Here is a 22,122-nt window from a genome sequence, read left to right on the forward strand (position 1 = left end):
AATCAAAAAATAACTATCATGTTTAAAAACTATCTAAAAATCGCTTGGAGAAACCTTGTAAAGAACAAGGGCTATACCATTATTAATGTAGGTGGTCTTGCCCTAGGAATGGCCGTAACACTGATCATCGGCCTTTGGATGCACGATGAATTAACCCGTGATAGCTACTTTGAGAATAAAGATAGTATTGCACAGGTCTATCAGTCGCAAACGTTTAATGGCCGAACTGGCACCGGGCCAGCCATACCGCTACCACTAGAGCCTGCCTTAAGAGATGGATATGGAGATAATTTCAAGCACTTGATGATGGCCTCTTGGACCCAAGATAGTTATATCAAATACAAGGAAAATAGTATCTCTCGCCCTGGTAATTATATGCAAACCATGGCCCCCGACTTTCTGAACTTGAAAATTATTAAAGGTGAAAAAGATGGCTTGCGGGAAATCAACTCTATTATGATATCAAAGTCAACCGCTGATGCACTATTCGGTAATGAAAACCCAATAGGTAAGGTTGTCAAAATTAGCAACGAGTACGATTTAAATGTCACAGCGGTTTATGAAGACATTCCTTTCAATAATACCTTTAACGATACAGAATATATCATTCCTTGGGACAACTATGTTGCGAATCGAGAATGGATTAAAAACTCATTGGATAACTGGGGTAATAACTCGTTCCAGATGTTTGTTCAATTGGGTGAAAATACAGATATGGAAACTGTTTCTAGCAAAATTAGAAACGTTAAAAAAGACCTTAATGAAGATACGGCAGAATTTAATCCGCAATTGTTTCTTCTGCCTATGGAAGACTGGTATCTACGAAATAACTTTGAGGAAGGCAAACAAGTAGGTGGACGGATAAAATACGTCTGGTTATTTGGTATAATAGGAGCCTTTGTTTTGCTGTTGGCTTGCATAAATTTTATGAATCTGAGCACAGCGCGATCTGAAAAACGTGCCAAAGAAGTTGGTATTCGAAAGTCGATCGGTTCACAAAAAGGTCAACTGATTTATCAGTTTTTGAGCGAGTCATTTTTAGTAGTACTTTTTGCTTTTTTTGTGGCCTTAGCCATAGTACTCTTGTCCTTGAGCGGATTTAATGAACTGGCAAAGAAAGAAATTACTTTTCCTTGGGGTACTGGTGCTTTTTGGTTGATTTCGATTGTTTTTATATTATTTACCGCGCTCTTAGCAGGTAGCTATCCAGCACTATACCTTTCTTCGTTTCGACCTGTAGATGTGTTGAAAGGCACATTTAAAGCAGGTAAATATGCGGGCTTGCCTAGAAAAATACTCGTGGTTTTGCAGTTTACAGTTTCCGTAGCTTTTATCATCGGAACGGTAATTGTAATGCAACAAATCAATCATGCTAAGAATAGGCCCATTGGTTATGATAGAGAGGGTCTTATACAAATACCAACCTGGTCGGCAGATTTTACAGGTAAGACCGATCTAATGCGTGAACAGTTCTTAAGTTCTGGTGCGGTTGTCGCCATGGCTACAAGCAGCAGTCCGACTACACGTATCTGGTCAAATCGGAGCGGATTTACTTGGGAAGGAAAACCTGAAGGCTTTCAAGAAGATTTTGCATGGACTGAAGTATCTCCTGAATATGCTAGCACTTTAGATCTAAAAGTGATTCAAGGGAGAGATTTTTCCCGAGATATGGCATCAGATTCTTTGGGAATTTTGATTAACGAATCGGCGGTTAAATATATGGGTATAGAAAACCCTGTGGGTACAATCATACGTGATTCCGACGAGGAAGATCCTGGTCCGCCAATGAAAATTTTGGGAGTTGTAGAGGATATTATTGCACAATCGCCCTACGAACCCGTTAAGCAAGGATGGTATGTATATGATCGCCATAATAATTTTAGCTATTACAATTTGCGCTTAAACCCAGCAAAAAGTGCTAGTGAAAATCTTGCGGTGGTAGAACGTGTATTTAAAGAGAACTTTCCGGCCATCCCTTTTCAATATGACTTTGTAGATGACGAATATGCTGCGAAGTTTGCCTCAGAGCAACGCATCGGAACCTTATCTGGAATATTCACGGCCTTAGCCATTTTAATTAGCTGTCTAGGACTATTCGGATTGACCTCTTTTGTTGCTGAACAACGTACCAAGGAAATCGGAGTACGCAAGGTGCTTGGCGCATCTGTGTTTAATGTCTGGAACATGCTTTCCAAAGATTTTTTAAAACTGGTTACCATTTCTTGTTTCATAGCGATACCTATCTCATACTACATTATGAATGGGTGGTTGCAAGATTATCCGTATCGCGTCATCCTTGAATGGTGGATTTTTGTCTTGGCCGTGGTCGGCGCAATGGGAGTTACGGTATTGACCGTAAGTTTTCAGGCAATCAAAGCCGCGAAGGCCAATCCTGTTAAAAGTTTGAGAACCGAATAGGATTAATCTAAAAACTAAGATCATGTTAAAAACTCAGATAAAATTAGCTTGGCGAAATCTCATTAAAAACAAATCTTACCTTATCATTAATCTGTCGGGTTTAACCGTTGCAATGACTTGCTTTATTCTAATAGCTCTGTTTATTAAGTTTGAACTTAGTTTTGACAAGCATCATCAAAAGTCTGATAGAACGTATCGCATAGTACAGCAGCAAAAAGGAAATAGCTATCAAGGAACAGACATGTTTGCCGTAGCGCCATTACCATTGGGCGAAGCCTTACTTCAAGATTTTCCAAATGTTGAAATGGTTACCAATCTTAATACTGGTGGTGCCCTTTTGATCAATGGCGAAAAGTCTTTTGTTCAACAAGGGCTATATACTGACAGCGCTTATTTCGATGTATTTACTACCGTGGTTAAAGAAGGAAATATCCAAACAGCCTTAGATGACCCGAATGCCGTACTTCTGACCGAATCACTTTCGTATAAGTTTTTTGGAGATCGTTCGCCCCTAGAACAGACCTTGGAATTTGGAAACGGAAAGATCTATACGGTAAAGGCCGTAGTAGAAGATCCGCCGAAGAATCAACATTTTACCTATGACTTTATCGTTTCTTATAAAGGGGAAGAATACTACCCAAATGACGTGGGCTTCTGGGTTAGTAATAATTACCATACTTATATAACGCTAAGTAAGGGTACAGACTATAAGGATCTTGAGAAAAAAATGGTCGTCTATCAAAAAATTACCAAGCCAGCTTACGTCAAACAAGGATTTACATTTTATCCAGATTACAAATTACAACCCTTAGAGGATATTCATTTAAAATCTAATATAAACATTGAGTTAAGTCAAAACGGAGATATCAAATATGTCAAGTTGTTTGCTTTTGTTGCACTAATAATTCTTGCTCTTGCTGCGATTAATTATACCAACCTCGCTACTGCAAAGTCTGCTCACCGAGCCAGAGAGGTCGGAATTAGTAAAGTGCTCGGTGCTAAGAGGAAAAATTTGGTCTTACAATATTTAAGTGAATCGACTTTTCTGACACTCCTGAGTTTCTTTATTTCGATTCTTTTGGTTTCAATTTTACTTCCATTTTTTAATGAGTTACTAAATCGCCAAATCGACTTTAGTATTTTTTCCAGCTCCCTCGTTTTGCTTGTTCTTTTAGGTATTGCTTTTGCTACTGGAATCATATCTGGTCTATACCCGGCTTTTTTTCTGTCAGGAATGGGTCCGGTCAGGGCTCTAAAAGGCAATTTTCTCAAGAATCATAAAGAAGGATCTATTTTAAGAAACACGCTGGTTATTGGTCAGTTTGCCGTGGCTATTGGCTTAACCATAGCCAGTGTTGTAATTTATCAACAGGTAGAATACACACAAAATAAAAAATTAGGGTTTGCTAAAGAGAAGCTACTACACGTTCGGTATTTTGAACCCGAAATTACCGCGAAGCAAGAGGTCCTTAAAAGTCAGCTACTAAGTCACCCAAACATTCATGGCGTCTCGTTAAGCTCTCAGTTACCTTTTAATGTTACCAGTCAAGGCCCAATACGCAATTGGCAAGACAATGTGAATAACGAACAACTGTATATACACCGAACATATGTCGACTATGACTTCTTAGAATTGTTTGAAATGGACTTGGTGGAGGGTAGAAACTTTTCCTCTGAAATAGCTTCTGATTCATCAGCCTTCCTTATAAACGAGGCGGCTGTAAAAGCGCTGGGTTGGCAAACGGCAATTGATAAAAGTTTTAATAATGGTAAAGTAATTGGAGTTCTAAAAGATTTTCACCTGAAAACATTTGACCAAGCCATTGAACCCCTATTTATGGCCTTAAGAAGCCCTGAATTTACAAGAAATGCGGGCGAGGTTGTACTCAAGGTAGACATGCTCGCGTACGAAGAAACCGCTGAATTTATAGTGCAAACAATGAAAAGTATAGTTCCCCAGGTTCCCTATGAAGTGCGATTTGTTGAAGACTCATACGCCCAATTTTATGATGAAGAAAGACGCTTGGGTCACACCTTTAGCCTTTTTACCATATTGGCCTTATTTATAGCGGGCATGGGTTTATTTGGTATGGTTTCTTTTCAGATCGTACAACGCTCAAAGGAAATAAGCATTCGAAAAGTGTTAGGTAGCTCGGTAACCGGAATAGTCAAATTGCTAGCCAAAGGCTTTATCCAACAAATTTTAATCGCACTCTTGATTGCCGCACCAATCGCATATTATTTTATGGAAGAATGGCTACGGGAGTATGTATATAGAATTTCCATTCAATGGTGGTTAGGAATCTTGGTAGGAATTTTTGCAATCATCTTGGCTTTTATATCTGTTGGCTTTCAAAGTATTAAGGCGGCATTGGCCAATCCGGTAAAAAGCCTGCGTATGGAATGATACCTAACAAGTTAAAGAGGATTAAAAATTAACACTAAAAAATAGCAACAATCAAATTCATCAGTCATGTTTAAAAATCATCTAAAAATTGCTTGGAGAAGCCTCAAAAAGCAGCCGTTTTTTACCTTCCTGAATACCTTTGGGTTGGCGATAGGAATTGCCGGGGGACTCCTCATCTCATTGTATATTCATGATGAATTAAGTTACGATAAGATGTTCGCTGACGCTGATCTTATACACCGTATTCACGCAGACATTAAATTTGGAGGTGATGCTCGAAATTTTGCAGTAAGCCCGGCGCCAATGGCTGAAACGGTTCAGAACGATTTCTCAGAGGTTGAATTGGCCATGCGATTTAGAACAGTGGGAAGTTTGTTGCTTCGAAAAAATGGTACGGAGGCCAACATAAAAGAGCTGGGTACAACTTATGTAGATTCAACATTCTTTAAAATGTTCGGACTCAATTTACTGCGCGGTGATGTTAAAACAGCTTTGAAGTCTCCCAAGACGTTAGTGTTAACCAAAACAGCTGCTGAAAAACATTTTGATATCAATAAGGCGGTTGGTCAGACCTTAATTTTAGATAATGATGATTCCTATACGGTAACAGGGGTAATTGATGACTTTCCGCAAAATTCATTTTTGCGTGATCACACTGTTTTTATGTCAATGGCAGGCTACGAAGATTCACGTATAGTAAACTGGGGGAGCAATAACTATCAAACCTACATCAAGCTTATTCCATCTGCCAATGTCGAAGATATACAAGAACCGTTGAGAGGTTTTTTAGGCAAGTATGTTGTGCCAGGTGTGCAGCAGTTTATGCCCGGTATCACCGAAGAACAATTTAAAGCAGCAGGTAATTATTTGGTATATAGCACGATGCCAATGACTGACATTCATCTGCATTCTGATCGGGTAGCCGAAATAAGCGGCAATAATGACATTCAAAGTATTTACATACTTTCATTTATTGCCATATTTCTTCTGGTTTTAGCCTGTGTCAATTTTATGAATCTGTCTACAGCACACTCCCTAAAAAGAGCCAAAGAGGTTGGCATTCGAAAAACCTTAGGGTCTAATAAAAGGGAGCTTGTCAGACAATTTTTGATCGAGTCGGGCCTGGTGTCACTGGCTTCGATGCTATTGGCAATTGTTTTGGCAATTGTACTACTTCCGTTATTCAACAACTTGGCCGATAAAGACATTGCTATACCCTATGGCAATCCGTTTTTCTGGTTGATTTTGCTAGGAGCGGTTGTTCTACTTGGGCTATTCTCCGGAAGTTATCCGGCTTTTTTCATGTCTAAATTCATTCCTATAAAAGTGCTGAAAGGCACAAGCAGTAACAGCCTTGGCGGGGGTAAGGTGCGAAATGCCCTAGTTGTTTTTCAATTTGCTATTTCGGTCTTTTTAATTATTAGTACGCTGGTGGTCTACCAACAATTAGATTACATTCAAAGCAAAGATCTTGGTTTTTCAAAAGATCAGGTGTTGATTGTTAATGATGTTTTTTCTCTTGGCAGTCAAGCGGATTCTTTTAAAGAGGAGGTGAAAAAATTGAGCTATGTCAAAAATGCCACCTTGAGTAGCTATTTCCCTACTCCTTCATCAAGGAGCGACTCTACTTTTGCGCCAGAAGAAGGTCTTACAGATCAAGAAAGTGCCCTTAGTATGCAAAGATGGGGTGTTGATTTTGATTATGTAGCGACAATGGGCTTTGAGCTAATCGCTGGAAGGGGTTTTGATCGCAATTTTAAAAGCGATTCTACCAGTATTATTGTTAATGAATCAGCCGTATCAGTCATCGGAATTACACCAGATGAGGCAATCGGTAAGCGCTATACCCCTGATTTGGGCGAAGAAAATATGACCTTTTACACCATAATTGGAGTAGTCAAAGATTTTCATTTTTCACCCTTCAGAGCAGAAATAGAATCCCTGAGTCTCCATCTGAGTGATAGGGCTTATGCTATGGCGGTTAAACTTGAATCAGGAAATTTTTCAAATGCCCTTTCAGGCATTGAAGGTATTTGGAACAAGGTAGCACCAGGACAACCTTTCGATTACTATTTTATGGAAGATTCGTTTAACGACACCTATGAATCAGAGCAGCGATTGGGCCGTATATTTTTCATCTTTACGGGTCTCTCCATTTTAATTGCGTGTTTGGGTCTTTTCGGTTTGGCCGCTTTTAACGCTGAGAAGCGAACCAAAGAGATCGGCATTCGCAAGGTACTTGGGGCAAGTGTAAGTCAGATTTCATATAGACTTTCGGTAGATTTTCTAAAGCTGGTGGGTATTGCCATTTTTGTATCTCTACCCTTGGGCTGGTTTGCAATGAACAAATGGCTTGAAGATTTTTCATATCGCATTGACATAGGGATATGGGTTTTTGTAATTGCAGCTTTCTTGGCCATAATTATTTCCATTATCACGGTGAGCTATCAAAGTATTAAAGCCGCAATTGTGAACCCTGTTAAAAGCCTGCGGACGGAGTAAAAACAACAAGCCTGAACAAGTTTTTCTTCTATAAAGAGAACTTGCACGGGTACAAAATTCATCGATCATGTTTAAAAATCACTTAAAAATTGCCTGGCGTAGCCTTAAAAGGCAGCCCTTTTTTACCTTCTTGAATATTTTCGGACTCGCCGTGGGAATGGCTGGAGGGTTAATTATCGCTCTTTATATACACAGTGAATTGAACTACGACAAAATGTTTGCCGATGCAGAACGCATTCATAGAGTCAATGCTGACATAAAGTTTGGCGGAGATGAAAGCAAATCGGCAGAAACGGCTGCACCAATGGCTGCGGTTTTAGAAAATGATTTTTCTCAGGTGGAAATGGCAACCAGAATTAGAAATCTAGGAAGCATTCTTATCCGAAGAAGTACTACCAATAACAACACCAAAGAATTGAATTCGGCTTTTGCTGATGCCAATTTCTTCGAAATGTTCGGTTTAGATTTATTGGTTGGCGATACTGAAACAGCTCTAAAAGAACCAAACACCTTAATACTCACTAAAACTGCAGCTGAAAAACATTTTGGAGTGAACAATGCCGTTGGCCAAGAAGTGCTGCTAGATAATACTGATAGATACACGGTTACGGGCGTAATTGACGATTTACCAAAGAATTCTTTATTACGAGACCATAGTGTTTTTATGGCCATGTCGGGTTATGAAGATGCTCAGCAAAGTGAGTGGGGCAGCCATAACTACTTTACCTTTATTAAACTCATTCCTAGTGCTCGAATTGAGGACTTTCAAGCCCCACTACAAGGAATTGTCGGAGACTATTTGATTCCATGGGTACAGAATATTTATCCCGGCATAACTGAAGAAAATTTTAGGGCTACCGGCAACTATGTGAATTATTACTCCATGCCACTTACAGATATACACTTGTATTCAGAAGCACGTATAGAGCTTAGTGCAAATGGTTCTATTCAAAACATCTATATTCTATCTTTTATCGGATTATTCTTGATACTCTTGGCTTGTGTAAATTTCATGAATTTATCAACCGCGCATTCTTTAAAAAGGGCAAAAGAAGTAGGAATTCGAAAAACCTTAGGATCTAATAAATCTGGACTAGTAAAACAATTTCTTACCGAATCTGGGCTAATATCCTTTATGTCTCTTATGGTTGCCGTTGCCATAGCAATTATTGCCATGCCGTTCTTCAATGAGCTTGCTGGAACAGAAATTAGTATCCCTTTTGCCAACCCATTTTTTTGGTTGACTCTTGTCGCCTCGGCCCTTGTTTTAAGCCTTTTTTCTGGATGGTATCCTGCATTTTTTATGTCCCGATTTATTCCAGTTAAGGTCCTTAAAGGTATAGGAAAAGGAAATGTAGGAGGCGGAAATATTCGAAATTCTCTGGTGATTTTTCAGTTCGCAATCTCCGTCTTTTTAATCGTCGGGACACTTGTTGTTTTTAAACAACTAGATTTTATTCAAAGTAAAGATTTGGGCTTCTCCAAAGATCAGGTTTTGGTAGTTCAAGATTTTTATGGAGCTGGCGAAAAAGGTGAAGCCCTCAAGCAAGAAGTTCAAAAATTGGTACAAGTTGAAAGTGCTACAATAAGCAGTTTTCTTCCTACACCATCCTCAAGATCAGATTATACCTATTTTAAAGAAGGGTTTCCCAATCAGGAAGATGCGGTTAATATGCAACGATGGCTTGTTGATTACAACTATTTAAACACCTTAAACATAAATCTGAAAGCCGGACGCGAATTTAGTGAGCAACGAATGAACGATTCTACTGCGATAATCATAAATGAAACCGCAGCTGCACTTTTAGGAATGAGCCCCGAAGATGCCCTAGGGCTAAGATTATCAAGTGATCTTGGAGACGAGAATGGAGAATATTCAACCGTTATCGGTGTTGTAGAAAATTTTCATTTCGCAACATTGCGAGATGACATAGGAGCCCTAAGTTTAAAATTAGGACGTTCAACTGGCAACATGGCATTACGGTTAAATGCGGGTGATTTCTCCGTTGCCCTAGCGGGAATAGAAGATTTATGGAAAAAGAACATTCCAGAACAGCCTTTTGCCTATAATTTTATGGAAGATTCATTCAATAATACTTATCGGGCTGAACAAAGACTTGGGCATATTTTTATTGTATTTACGCTACTGTCAATATTTATCGCCTGCCTTGGATTATTTGGGTTAGCTGCTTTTAATGCAGAAAAAAGAACCAAGGAAATTGGCGTAAGAAAGGTGCTTGGGGCAAGCGTGAGCCAAATTTCGTATCGACTTACCATGGATTTTCTAAAGCTTGTAGCGATAGCAATATTTATTTCTTTACCTGTCGGATGGTATGCAATGAATCAATGGTTAAAAGATTTTTCATATCGAATAGAAGTTAGTTGGTGGATTCTGGCCCTAGCCGGACTATTAGCTATTTCAATTGCAATAGTTACTGTGAGCTATCAAAGCATTAAAGCGGCTATTGTCAACCCGGTAAAAAGTTTGCGAACAGAATGAAACCGTTTCGGTAAAATCACTGTACAAATAATAGACACTTTTTGTAAAAATATTTTACAGTTTTGGCGGCCCTATTTTTGATTATTGCGCATAAGTAATTGATTATAAGTAGTTTAATTGTATGGCATGAAATTGGGGATGTATTTGCCATATTTTGGACGGCTTCTTTCCGATATCCGAAATACATCAATCGAATTACAATCAGTCATGCTAAAGAACCACCTAAAACTATCCTTTCGCAATCTTTGGAAAAATAGATTGCTATCCATGCTCAATCTTCTCGGATTGAGCATTGGAATTGGGAGTGTATTGACTTTAATGTTTTCAGTTTATGCCTATTATACCGCTGATGTCAATATAGAAGACCAAGAAAACATTTACTATTTCAAGACCATAACTTCGGGAGGTGATAGTTACCGGTCAAACCCATACCCCCTAATGGATAAGATTATTGAAACTTCTCCAGAAGTTATAGCTGGCACACATATACATGGTTGGGGTGATATTTGGTTGGAGCATGATGAATTGGAAATACAAGAACGGACTGATTATGTAGACCCCGAATTTTTCGAAGTCTTCTCCTTACCTCTAAAATATGGTGATGCTGAGACGGCACTACAAAAAAAATATTCCATCATCTTAACAGATCAAATAAGTCAAAAGATTTTTGGACAAAAGAATCCTGTTGGCGAGAATCTCATAGGGGCTGACTCTTTGAATCTTACGGTTACCGGCGTTTTTGAGCCCATTAGTCCTTATTCTTCTTTTCGATTAGGTGTAGTCTTATCTAATGAAGTTTTGAAAGACAATCCGAATTTTATTTCACAAGCAAATTGGTCTAATAGTTTTTCTCCAAACTACATTAGGCTAAGACCAGATGCTGATATAGCGAAACTAGAAAAACACGTCAATACGCTGGTTAAAAACAATTATTCAGACCCAACCACTATTGCTCAATTGAAAGCAATGCCGCATGTAGATTTTCGAATGGATGCGATACCTGTTGCTGAAATAATTGTTGGTGGAAACATCGCAACCTCTTTTTTCGTGTTACTTCTTGTACTGGTTAACCTACTCAACCTAAATACTTCTACCATGTTTCGCAGAACGAAAGATATTGCCGTTCGAAAAATTTTGGGTGGTAGTAAAAAGAGTGTCATTGCGCAGTTCTGTTTGGAAAACGGCATTTTAGTCGTACTGTCTACATTGATTTCTGGCGGACTTTTTCTCGGGTTCTTACTGCCAAAAATGAATGATGTTTTTGGTGCTGATTTTGGTAAGATTAATTTTAGTGTAGAAAAAGATTACCCTGTTATTCTTTATACCGTCTGCTTAGGTGTACTGGTGACTTTGGTAGTTGGTATTCTCCCCACATTGCGATTTATTTCATTACCGATTTCAAAGGGCATTAAAGGAAAAATAGATGCTGCAAAGAGCAATTTCTTCCTCCGAAATTCCTTCATCATTCTTCAATTTACCATAGCTATCCTTTTTATCTGTATTGCGATCATTCTCAACAACCAGATTGGGTTTATGAAAAATGCAGATCTCGGATTTAAAAAAGAAAACGTGATTGTAGGCAGTATTGATTTAGAGTACAAGGATATCGCATCGGCAGAGTCCGATTTTAAGACGCTGATAGACGAGCTTGAAGCCAACCCATATGTAAAAAGTTTTTCAGCTAGTGAGGCAATTCCCTCTGATTATTTTTTCAATTATACCAATTATTATGACCCAAACACAGACACCGATGTACGCATGCGTCGCTCTAGTACCGATGAAGGTTATTTGAAAACACTTGAAATACCATTGATTATGGGGAGAGATTTTGACGATTCTATCGATACTATGGAAGAACGTCATGCCATTATTAATCAAACAGCGATGAAGGCATTGGGTTGGAATTCGATAGAAGGGAAACGTTTAAAATTCAAAAACAGCTCTGACCCTGGATATTTGGTTGTAGGGGTGATGGAAGATTTCCATTATCAAGATTTACAGAATTCGGTTGAACCCTTGGTGCATTTATATCGAGATAAAAATAGCTTGAGTGGTCACCGATACTTATCGCTTCGAGTCGAAGAGGGGCAAGAGGAAGCTATAAGCCATAGTTTACGTTCGAAGTTCGCACAACTTGATACGAGAAGAAATTACCAGCAGACCTATTTAAGCGATAAGGTTAGTGGGCAATATCGCCTGATTGATGGCATGTTGAAAACCGTTAACGTGGTGGCATTATTGACCATTTTTATTTCGTGCCTAGGTATGTTTGGCTTGATCTCATTTATGGCCAAGCGACGCATCAAGGAAATTGGAATTCGTAAGGTTTTGGGTGCGGGCGTATTCAAAATAGTTATGCTGTTATCAAAAGATTATATGATTTTGGTGGGCATAGCGGCCTTGATCGCTTTCCCTACCGCTTGGTATATGATGCATATGTGGTTGAGTAGCTTCGCTTATAGCATAACTATGCAATGGTGGATGTTTGCCTTAGGAGGTTTAATCGCCTTATTTATTACCTCATGTACGCTAGGAATTCAAGCTGTGAAATCAGCTTCTGCAAACCCCGTAAAAAGCTTAAGAACCGAATGATTCATCAATAAATAGCGTATAAAAAATGCTTAAGAACTATCTAAAAATCGCTTGGCGGAACCTGATTCAACGTAAGTCATTTACCATTCTAAATATTCTTGGGCTCTCAATAGGGATGGCTAGTAGCATTCTTATTTTGTTATGGGTACAAAATGAAGTCAGTTATGATCAGTTTCATACCGATTCTAAAAGAACCTACCGATTTATTGTTAATTCAGGAGATTTTAAAACTGCGGTTTCTTCTGCGGGCATGGGTCCTGATTTGAGAGATGAACTGTCAGAAATTGAATCTGTAGTACGAACCACTAAATTTCAAAACGTTCTTTTTAGTGTAGGCGATGCTATTTATGAAGAAAACCAGTTCATGTATGTTGACAGTAACTTTCTTTCCTTTTTTGATTTTCCGTTGATTCAAGGTGAAAAAAGTACAGTCTTAATGGAACCGAATACCATTGTGCTGACCGAGTCTATGGCCAAAAAGTATTTTGGTGAAGAAGATGCTTGGGGTAAGACTATTAGTTTCAATAATTCTAAAAACTGGAAAGTTACAGGTATTCTCAAAGACGTACCCCCCAATTCACATTTTAAATTTGACTTCTTAGCACCTATAGCTACTATTGCTGCAGATGATCAAAATTTCGCGAATAATACTTGGGGTAATTTTGATTACTATTCGTATTTCAAGTTGAACGAAAATGTAGCTTTTTCAAAAACAGCTCTAAGCGATTTAGAAGTAAAGATTAATGCCATTGCAGATGATCGATTTGACAATGATATTTTTAATTTCAGACTACAACCCCTAGAAGATATTCATCTGCATTCAGATTTACAGTTAGATGTTGCCGGGCACGGAAATATTCAATATGTCAACATATTTTTTATTGTTGCCCTTTTTATTTTACTCGTAGCCTGCATTAACTTTATGAATCTTTCCACTGCTCGTTCTGCTAAAAGAGCCAAAGAGGTTGGGATGCGCAAAGCGATAGGTGCTCAAAGAGGCCAATTGGTATGGCAGTTTTTGAGCGAATCCATTTTACTGTCTTGTATTTCTTTGCTACTTGCTATTGGTTTGGTCTTTTTGGCCTTGCCTTTCTTTAATGAAATTGCAGGAAAGTCGTTGAATATTGATATTGCTAGCATAAATTTTTGGCTTGGTTTGTTGGCTATAGTTTTGGTAACAGGTCTTTTTGCTGGTAGTTATCCGGCATTGTATTTATCGGGCTTTAATCCGATTAAAGTACTTCAGGGGAACTTAAAAAAAACGGGAGGTAATTTGTTTTTAAGAAATGGCCTAGTGACCCTGCAATTCGTTATTTCTGCTGTTCTAATTGTGGGCACCGGAGTGGTCTATAATCAATTGAACTTTATTAAAGATAAGAACTTGGGCTTTGATAAAAGTAATATGATTATTATTCCTTTTAAAGGTGAAATGGCTCAAAAACAAGATGCTTTGATAGCGGCTTTAGAACAAAACCCACTTTTAAAAAAATATTCGATTTTTAAAAATATGCCCACCGATTTAGATACCGGTACTACCGATATATTTTGGGAAGGAAAAGATGAAAATGATGGCCTAGTGGTACCAGATTTACGAATGGATGATAGATTTATAGATTTATTTGGTATTGAGGTATTGGCAGGAAGGGGCTATTCTGAAAAATTTGCGATCAATGACAAAAACCTGGTGATCAATGAAACCTTGATGAAACTAATGGGAAAAAACCTTGATAATATCATAGGTGAAAAACTAGTATTTAATGACCGTGATGCCCGGGTAATTGGGGTTGTAAAAGACTTTCATTTTAAACCTTTACAATACGATATTGAACCCTTGGTTTTGTGGCAGCGCGAAACTTATCCTGGTTTTTTGGCGGTGCGAACGACCATTGACCAAACTCAAGCGAGTATTAATGCCTTAGAAAATATTCATACAACCTTGAATCCTGCTTTTCCATTTTCGTACTCATTTTTAGACACCGACCTGGAAAATTTGTACAATGGTGAACAGCAAATGGGCATGATTTTTAATTTTTTGGCCTTATTGGCAATTTTTGTTTCATGTTTGGGTATTTATGGATTGTCGGCTTTTATGGCAGAACAAAGAGTCAAAGAAATAGGAGTCAGAAAGGTGTTAGGTGCTACAACACTGAGCTTGGTAAACCTATTGTCAAAAGACTTCTTTAAACTGGTGTTGCTTGCACTAGCAATCGCCATACCCTTATCATGGTATTATTTGAATGAATGGTTACAGGTCTTTGCATACCGAATCAGCATTTCATGGTGGATGTTTGTCATTGCGGCTGTGGCTGTGTTGTTGATTACCCTAATAACAGTTAGTTATCAAAGTATAAGAGCGGCTTTGTCTAACCCCATGGAAAGTCTAAGAACAGAATAGAACATCAATCGAAAGACGCTAACTATGTTAAAAAACTATTTGAAAATTGCCTGGCGAAACGCACAAAGAAACAAGCTACACGCTAGCATTCACATTATAGGATTGGCTGTGGCATTTGCTATATGCACCCTTTTGTTTTTGATCTCGTACTTCCATTTGAGTTTTGACTCTTTTCACAATGAAAAAAGCCGATTATTTCAAACAACACGTTTCGAAAATAATGCCCAAGGCCCGCAGTTGACATCCAACATGCCCTTGCCTTTAACCCAGGCGTTAAAATCAGATATTGAAGATATTGAGACTGCAGTGATCGTCAATAGGGGAAGACCAGAAAACATCTCCTATCAAAATAAGGATCTCAACCGCGTAATTGTAAGAACTAATCCGGAGTTTTTCGAGCTATTCAATTTTCCGATCCTTAGCGGAGATGCAAAGACAGCACTTTCTAACATACAAGATATTGCATTGAGCGAAAGTACCGCTAAAGCTATTTTTGGTGAACAGAATCCTATAAGAAAAGAGCTCAAAATTGGAAAAATCGGAGCGGAGCAGGTTTACACCGTTTCGGCACTTCTTAAAGACGCCCCAAAAAACTCAAGTATTCGTTTCGATGCCGTAGCCCGAATCGAATCGTTGGCAGATTTTGCAGAAAACCAAAACAATTGGGGGGCTAATGCACACAATGTTTTTATAAAGATATCTGAAAAGAGCAATCAGCAGCAGCTAGAAAGTAAATTAGTGCCTTTTGTTGAAAAGTATTACCCAGATCAGCTGACCCAGCTCAAAATGGAACACCCTGAGACCGCTAAGACCAGTGAATTACTCAGTTTGAACCTGACCAATATCGAAGATGTTCATTTTGGCGCGCGGGGTGCCCCCAAGGCCTTAATTTTTGCCATTATGGGATTGGGTGCTTTTATTCTATTGATCGCATGCTTCAATTTTATAAATCTCAATATGGCCCAGTCATTTAAAAGAAGTCGTGAATTGGGTGTGAGAAAAACTTTGGGGGCCTATAAAAAGCAGCTCTTTTTTCAATTATGGGGTGAGGCTTTCTTTATATACTTCATCGGATTCGTATTTGGTATGCTTCTGGCATCTCAACTCGTACCTGCGTTCAATGCACAGTTTGGTGGTGGCGTGGAGATTTCCACTTTGCTTGAACCCTCCTTTTTGATCATTATGGGTGGGGTCTTTTTGATGGTTACCTTAATTGCCGGGGGATATCCGGCCCTTAAAATGGCAAATTTCGGGCTTGTTGAAATTTTAAAGGGAAACGTTTCGACCAAAAAACCTGGACTACTTCGCAATACCCTTTTAATCGCTCAATTCTCGATTTCGACTTTACTGATATGTACCAGTATTATTGCGGCCCAACAACTGGGTTTTCTAAAGCAAAAGCCTATAGGATTTGAAAAAGAACAAGTCATAAGCATACCTGTTGGTTATCAGAATGACGGCCGAAAAGTGTTGGCTAGAATGAAAAACGAGCTGGCCGATGACCCCACTTTTGTATCCATAGCCGGAAGTGGGGCCAATCTAGGTAGGGGAAGAGATCGTTCGACTACGAGATCCATAGTCAGTACCGAATACCGACAAAATCAAATACAGGCTTATTCGCTTTTGGGGGATTTCGATTTCTTAAAAACACTGCAAATCCCCATAATTGAAGGAAGAGATTTTAATAAAAACTTCGCCACTGATACCGTAAACGCGGTGGTAGTAACAGAGAGTTTTGTAAAGGCTATGGGCGAGTCAGACCCCATTGGTAAATATTTTGGTGGTGAAGATGAAATGTCAGGGAACAGAATTATAGGGGTAGTTCCGAATTTTAATGTTCATTCCCCTTCCGAACAAGCTTTGCCAGTAGCCATTCATTTATCGGCGAAGGAGCCAATCAATTATATTTTTGTTAAGGTAAAGTCAGATGATCCTGCATCGGCTATGGGCCGCCTTGAACCCGTTTGGGAAAAGGTTGCTGAGAAGACAGTCTTTAACGGTTCTTTTTTAGATGAAAACCTTCAAGCATGGTATGAAATGGAAAGGGTCATTACTTCAGTTTTCGGTATTGCTTCCGGTATCGCCATCTTCCTTTCTTGTCTGGGCCTTTTTGCAATTTCATTAATGGTCATTCAGCTGCGCTTTAAAGAAATCGGAATTCGAAAAGTGATGGGAGCCTCGGTAAGGGGTATAGTTTCTATGTTATCCTTACACTTTCTAAAGTTAGTATCGATAAGTCTTTTGATTGCCTTACCTCTGGCATGGTTCGCCATGGAAAAATGGATTCAGGGCTATGAATATCGAATAGAAATAAGCCCCTTAACATTCATTGGAGTTGGCCTCTTAGTCGCATTGGTAGCTATTCTAACGGTGAGTTTTCATGCAGTCAAGGCGGCTTTGGTGAACCCTATTAAAAGCTTGCGAACGGAATAAAGAAAAATAGGAAAAGATGTTTAGAAATTATTTGAAAATCGCATGGAGAAGTCTAAAACGGAATTGGAGCTATTCTATGATAAATATAGGAGGACTTGCAGTAGGTATCGCAGTAGTCTTACTTATTGGGTTATGGATTTTTGACGAGATTTCTTATAACAAGAACCATAAAAACTACGACAGTATCGCACAAGTTATGGTTCACAAAACTGCCAATGGAAGCACAAGGACAAGAGACGTTATCCCTTTTCCTTTAGGCAATGAACTAAGAAGTACTTACGGTAGTAATTTTAAGCATGTAGTGATGAGTTCATATCATGGAGATAATATTCTATCGGTAAAAGATAAAAACCTCACGGTCTCAGGCGGTTTTATGGAACCTGATGCCCTACCTATGCTCTCATTAAAGATGGCAAGTGGTGATTGGGATGGGTTGAAAGATCTCAACTCGATTGTGATTTCAAAAACGACATCACAAGCATTTTTTGGAGATTCTGATCCAATAGGGCAAATTATGGAGATTGGAAATCAACTCAGTGTAAAGGTAACCGGTGTTTATGACGATTTACCTTCCAATTCAGAGTTTGCCGAACTGAAGTTTATCGCTCCTTGGGATTTGTACGCTTCTTCGTATGATTGGGTACGAAGAGCACGCGATCTTAAATTATGGGATAACAATTCCTATGAGCTATATGTTCAAATTGCGAAAGGTGTTACTATGACGCAGGTAAGTTCAAGAATCAAAAACACCATTAATGACAATTTGAATGAAAATCAGAGAAACACAAATATCGAACTGTTTCTTCATCCAATGAAAAACTGGCATTTAAGATCAGATTGGAGTAATGGGGTCAACATAGGAGGGTTCATTCGCTACGTATGGCTCTTCGGAATTATTGGTTTGTTCGTATTGCTATTAGCATGTATTAATTTCATGAATTTAAGTACTGCCCAATCCGAAAAAAGGGCCAAAGAGGTAGGCATCCGTAAGTCAATAGGCTCGTCGAAGTCTCAATTGGTAAATCAGTTTTTAGGAGAAGCTTTTTTAGTCGTTGTCTTGGCCTTTGTATTTGCTGTTTTACTTGTTTTATTGGTAATGCCCGCCTTCAATCAACTGACGAATAAACAAATAGAATTTCCCTTTGCAAATCCCTATTTTTGGGCGTTAAGTATTGGTTTTATAGGAATCACCAGTCTTTTGGCTGGAAGTTACCCTGCGTTGTATTTATCCTCTTTTAAACCCGTTAAGGCGCTTAAAGGTATTTTTAGGGCAGGTAGGTCTACAACTTCCTTGCGCAAGATTTTAGTGATTGTTCAATTCACCGTTTCGGTCATTCTTATTATAGGAACCCTTGTGGTACAACTGCAAATAGAAAACTCGAAGAATCGCCCAGTCGGATATGAACAAGAGGGCTTGGTGATGATCGAAAAGGTTACAGAAGACTATGAGGGTAAATACAACTTGCTTCGTAATGAACTCAAAAATAGTGGTGCTGTTTTAGACATGGCTGAATCTTCAAGTCCGATAACGGGTTTGTGGTCTAGCGGAGGTGGGTTTGAATGGGAAGGAAAACCATCTGATTTTGTTACCAATATTTTCACAGTATGTCTGTCACATGATTATGGAAAAACAATCGGCTGGAATATTGCCGAAGGGCGTGATTTTTCTCGCAATTTTTCCACAGATTCCACAGCATTTGTTCTAAATGAAGCCGCAGTAAAATATATGGGCTTAAAAAACCCCGTAGGTAAAACCATACGATGGAACAATCAAGAGCATAAAGTTATCGGTGTGGTTAAAGATTTGGTTGCCGTATCGCCTTTTCAACCTGTAAAGCAAGTTGTCTACATGATAAAATACGACAATACGAACTGGATAGAACTTAAACTAAATCCTGAAAAAAATATAACAGAATCGCTAGCGGCAATTGAGAGCGTTTTTACAAAGCATATTCCTAGTGTGCCTTTTGAATATCAATTTGTGGATGATTCCTTTGCCAAAAAATTTGTTTCAGAAGATCGCATCCGAAAATTATCGGGCATATTCGCTTTTTTGGCAATACTCATTAGCTGTCTGGGTCTGTTGGGGTTGACTTCCTTTATTGCCGAACAACGTACCAAAGAAATAGGAATACGAAAGGTATTGGGTGCCTCTTTATACAATCTTTGGAAAATGCTTTCAAAAGATTTTATAATTCTGGTTTTGATTTCATGTATTGTTGCGGTTCCTATTGCCTACTACTTAATGAACAATTGGTTAGAAAAATACCCATACCGCATAGAGCTATCTTGGTGGGTTTTTTGCTTGGCCATTGTCGGTGCGCTATTGGTCACTTTAATGACCGTTAGTTTTCAAACGATTAAAGCTGCCAGGATCAATCCGATAAAAACTTTGCGAACAGAATGAAACCATCTAGACGGTAAAATAGAATTAGTATAAAATCATGATAAAAAATCACTTTAAGGTCGCCTTTAGAAATCTTATTCGTCGAAAAAGCCATGCGCTAATAAATATTGGCGGGTTGGCCATTGGAATTGCGGTTTGTTTTATGATTTTTATTATTACACAATTCGAATCGAGTTTTGATGATTATCATGAAAAGAAAGACCGTGTGTATCGGGTACTTACCGAATACCACCATGCCGAACCCGAAATCTTCTATGGGAGTGGATTACCATATCCATTGCCAATGGAGTTAAAAAATTCTTTTCCCGAACTGGAAAAGGTTTCAACTATATATTCCGATGGTGATGATCAAATACTGGTGCCTGCGAATGATGGTAAACCCGTTAAAAAATTTAAGGAAGCGGATGGGGTGTTTTTGGCCGAACCTGAATTGTTTGATATTCTAGATTATGAATGGCTGGCAGGCAACCCTACTACCTTAAAAGACAGAAACAATGTTGTGCTCACCAAGGAAACAGCAGAAAAATATTTTGACAGTTGGGAAAATGCGGTTGGAAGAACTATTAAATGGAATAATAAAGAAATTTTAACTGTAACGGGTATTCTCCAAACAGTACCTACAAATACTGACTTAAGGTTTAAAGCAGTAATATCTTATGGTACGGGTTATACGGGCAATTTTCAGAATTCTGATAATTGGAACGGTACCAATGGAAGTTTTGGCTGTTATGTGTTACTGCCACCAAACGTTACGGAAAGCGATATCAATGCCCGATTAAAAGTTTTGTCCAAAGAAAAAAAGACGGGAAGAAATAAAGATATCCATGTATTGCAATCATTAAATAAAGTTCATTATGATACCCGTACAGGAAATTACAGCGGAAAAACAATCAGCAAAAAATTAATTAACATCCTTTGGACAATTGGGGTTTTCATACTCTTAATCGCTTGCATAAATTTTATCAACCTGTCTACCGCACAAGCGGTAAATCGTTCGAAAGAAATAGGAGTACGTAAGGTAATCGGTGGCACAAGAACACAATTAAAAGTGCAATTTTTAATTGAAACTTTTTTAATTGTAATTGCCTCTGTTTGTATTGCATCTTTGTTGGTTTTTGCGTCCTTACCCTTACTAGGTAAACTTCTTGATTTGCCGTTGGTTATTACAAGGGTTTTAGATTTCGAGGCCTTATTATTGATTACCGGCATTATTGTTTGCGTTACCTTATTAGCAGGATTTTACCCTTCAATAGTACTCGCTAGGTTTAATCCCATTTCGGCCCTTAAAAATCAAGGTAAGGTCGGTAAGAAGGAGGGTGTTACCTTAAGAAGAGGGCTCGTTGTTTTTCAATTTGCAATTGCACAGGTTTTAATTTTTGGAACGCTGATAATCGTAAGGCAAATGGATTACTTTACGCAACAATCTATGGGTTATGACAAAGAGGCGCTTGTAAACATATTAATACCCACAGATAGCATTAGCAGGGGTAAAATTGATTTCCTTCGTAATACGTTATTGACTTTAAACGGTGTTCAGAATGTAAGTTTTAGCTCGAATACTCCAACCGAGTACAGAACTGATCACTGGACCAGGTTTGTTTATAACAATGCGTCAGAAGACACAGACTTTTACAGCATACGAAAAGGAATCGACCACAATTACTTAGAAACCTATGGACTCTCTTTGGTGGCAGGCAGAAATGTGAGAAAGTCTTCCGAAGCAACAGAAATGCTTGTAAACGAAGACCTTATGAAGCGTCTTGGACTTATTGACCCAACAGAAATTCTGAACAAAAAGATGAGTTTAGCCGGAGGTCTGATAGAAGGAGAAATAGTTGGGGTAGTCAAAGATTATCACAGTAGTACCTTCAAAGATGGAATGTCTTCGATACTAATGGTCAATAGAAAAAGCTGGTTCGGTTTGGCGGGAATTAAATTGAACGGTACTGATTTTTCAAAGATGCTATCAGAAGTGGAAAAAACATGGAACGACACCTTTCCCAATTATGCCTTTGAGTACCAATTCTTGGATGATAAAATAGCAAATTTTTATGCCGAGGAAAAGAAACTGTCCCAAATGTACAAGGTATTCGCTTTAATAGCCATTTTACTTAGTTGTTTAGGGCTTTACGGCTTGGCTTCATTTATGGTGAACCAACGTACTAAGGAAGCTGGTATTCGAAAAGTTTTGGGCGCTACAGTCGGCAATATCGTGTACCTGTTTTCTAAAGAGTTCATCGTGTTGATTGCAATAGCTTTTTTGATAGCGGCTCCGGTGGCCTGGCATTTTATGGGGCAATGGTTAGAGGCATACACTTACCATATTGATATTACCGCGGCAGTCTTTTTTATGGGCGGATTGGGTGCATTGCTTATCGCAATCTCAACCGTTAGTTTTCAGTCAATAAAGGCCGCACAGGCAAATCCGGTAGAGAGTTTGCGGGCTGAATGAAAAACATTATAAACAC

9 protein-coding genes are annotated in these 22,122 nt (G+C 38.6%); all 9 read left to right on the plus strand.

The window, feature by feature from the left end; all coding sequences use genetic code 11:
* The first annotated feature begins 18 nt into the window (after positions 1-18).
* The 9 genes from ABJN95_RS07840 to ABJN95_RS07880 all read left to right on the plus strand — a co-directional run bounded on the left by ABJN95_RS07840 (position 19) and on the right by ABJN95_RS07880 (position 22,106).
* Positions 19-2,418, plus strand: coding sequence for an ABC transporter permease (locus ABJN95_RS07840; RefSeq protein ID WP_348369828.1), 2,400 nt, complete (start codon positions 19-21; stop codon positions 2,416-2,418).
* 22 nt (positions 2,419-2,440) lie between these two features.
* Positions 2,441-4,825 (plus strand): ABC transporter permease, encoded by a 2,385-nt coding sequence (locus ABJN95_RS07845; RefSeq protein WP_348369829.1) that lies wholly within the window; start codon positions 2,441-2,443, stop codon positions 4,823-4,825.
* Between the two features lie 66 nt (positions 4,826-4,891).
* Entirely contained in the window at positions 4,892-7,327 is a 2,436-nt protein-coding gene (locus ABJN95_RS07850) for an ABC transporter permease (protein WP_348369830.1), read from the plus strand.
* 67 nt (positions 7,328-7,394) lie between these two features.
* Positions 7,395-9,827 (plus strand): ABC transporter permease, encoded by a 2,433-nt coding sequence (locus tag ABJN95_RS07855; RefSeq protein ID WP_348369831.1) that lies wholly within the window; start codon positions 7,395-7,397, stop codon positions 9,825-9,827.
* 267 nt (positions 9,828-10,094) lie between these two features.
* Positions 10,095-12,419: an ABC transporter permease gene (locus ABJN95_RS07860; protein ID WP_348369832.1), complete on the plus strand. Its 2,325-nt coding sequence runs from the start codon at positions 10,095-10,097 to the stop codon at positions 12,417-12,419.
* A 25-nt stretch (positions 12,420-12,444) separates the two neighbouring features.
* Complete coding sequence (locus ABJN95_RS07865; RefSeq protein WP_348369833.1) at positions 12,445-14,814, plus strand: ABC transporter permease; 2,370 nt, start codon at positions 12,445-12,447, stop codon at positions 14,812-14,814.
* Positions 14,815-14,838: 24 nt separating this feature from the next.
* Positions 14,839-17,247: an FtsX-like permease family protein gene (locus ABJN95_RS07870; protein WP_348369834.1), complete on the plus strand. Its 2,409-nt coding sequence runs from the start codon at positions 14,839-14,841 to the stop codon at positions 17,245-17,247.
* 16 nt (positions 17,248-17,263) lie between these two features.
* Entirely contained in the window at positions 17,264-19,654 is a 2,391-nt protein-coding gene (locus tag ABJN95_RS07875; RefSeq protein ID WP_348369835.1) for an FtsX-like permease family protein, read from the plus strand.
* 37 nt (positions 19,655-19,691) lie between these two features.
* Entirely contained in the window at positions 19,692-22,106 is a 2,415-nt protein-coding gene (locus tag ABJN95_RS07880) for an ABC transporter permease (protein ID WP_348369836.1), read from the plus strand.
* Positions 22,107-22,122: the final 16 nt, after the last annotated feature.

It is taken from the genome of Maribacter sp. (genome assembly GCF_039974175.1).
Lineage (GTDB): Bacteria > Bacteroidota > Bacteroidia > Flavobacteriales > Flavobacteriaceae > Maribacter_C.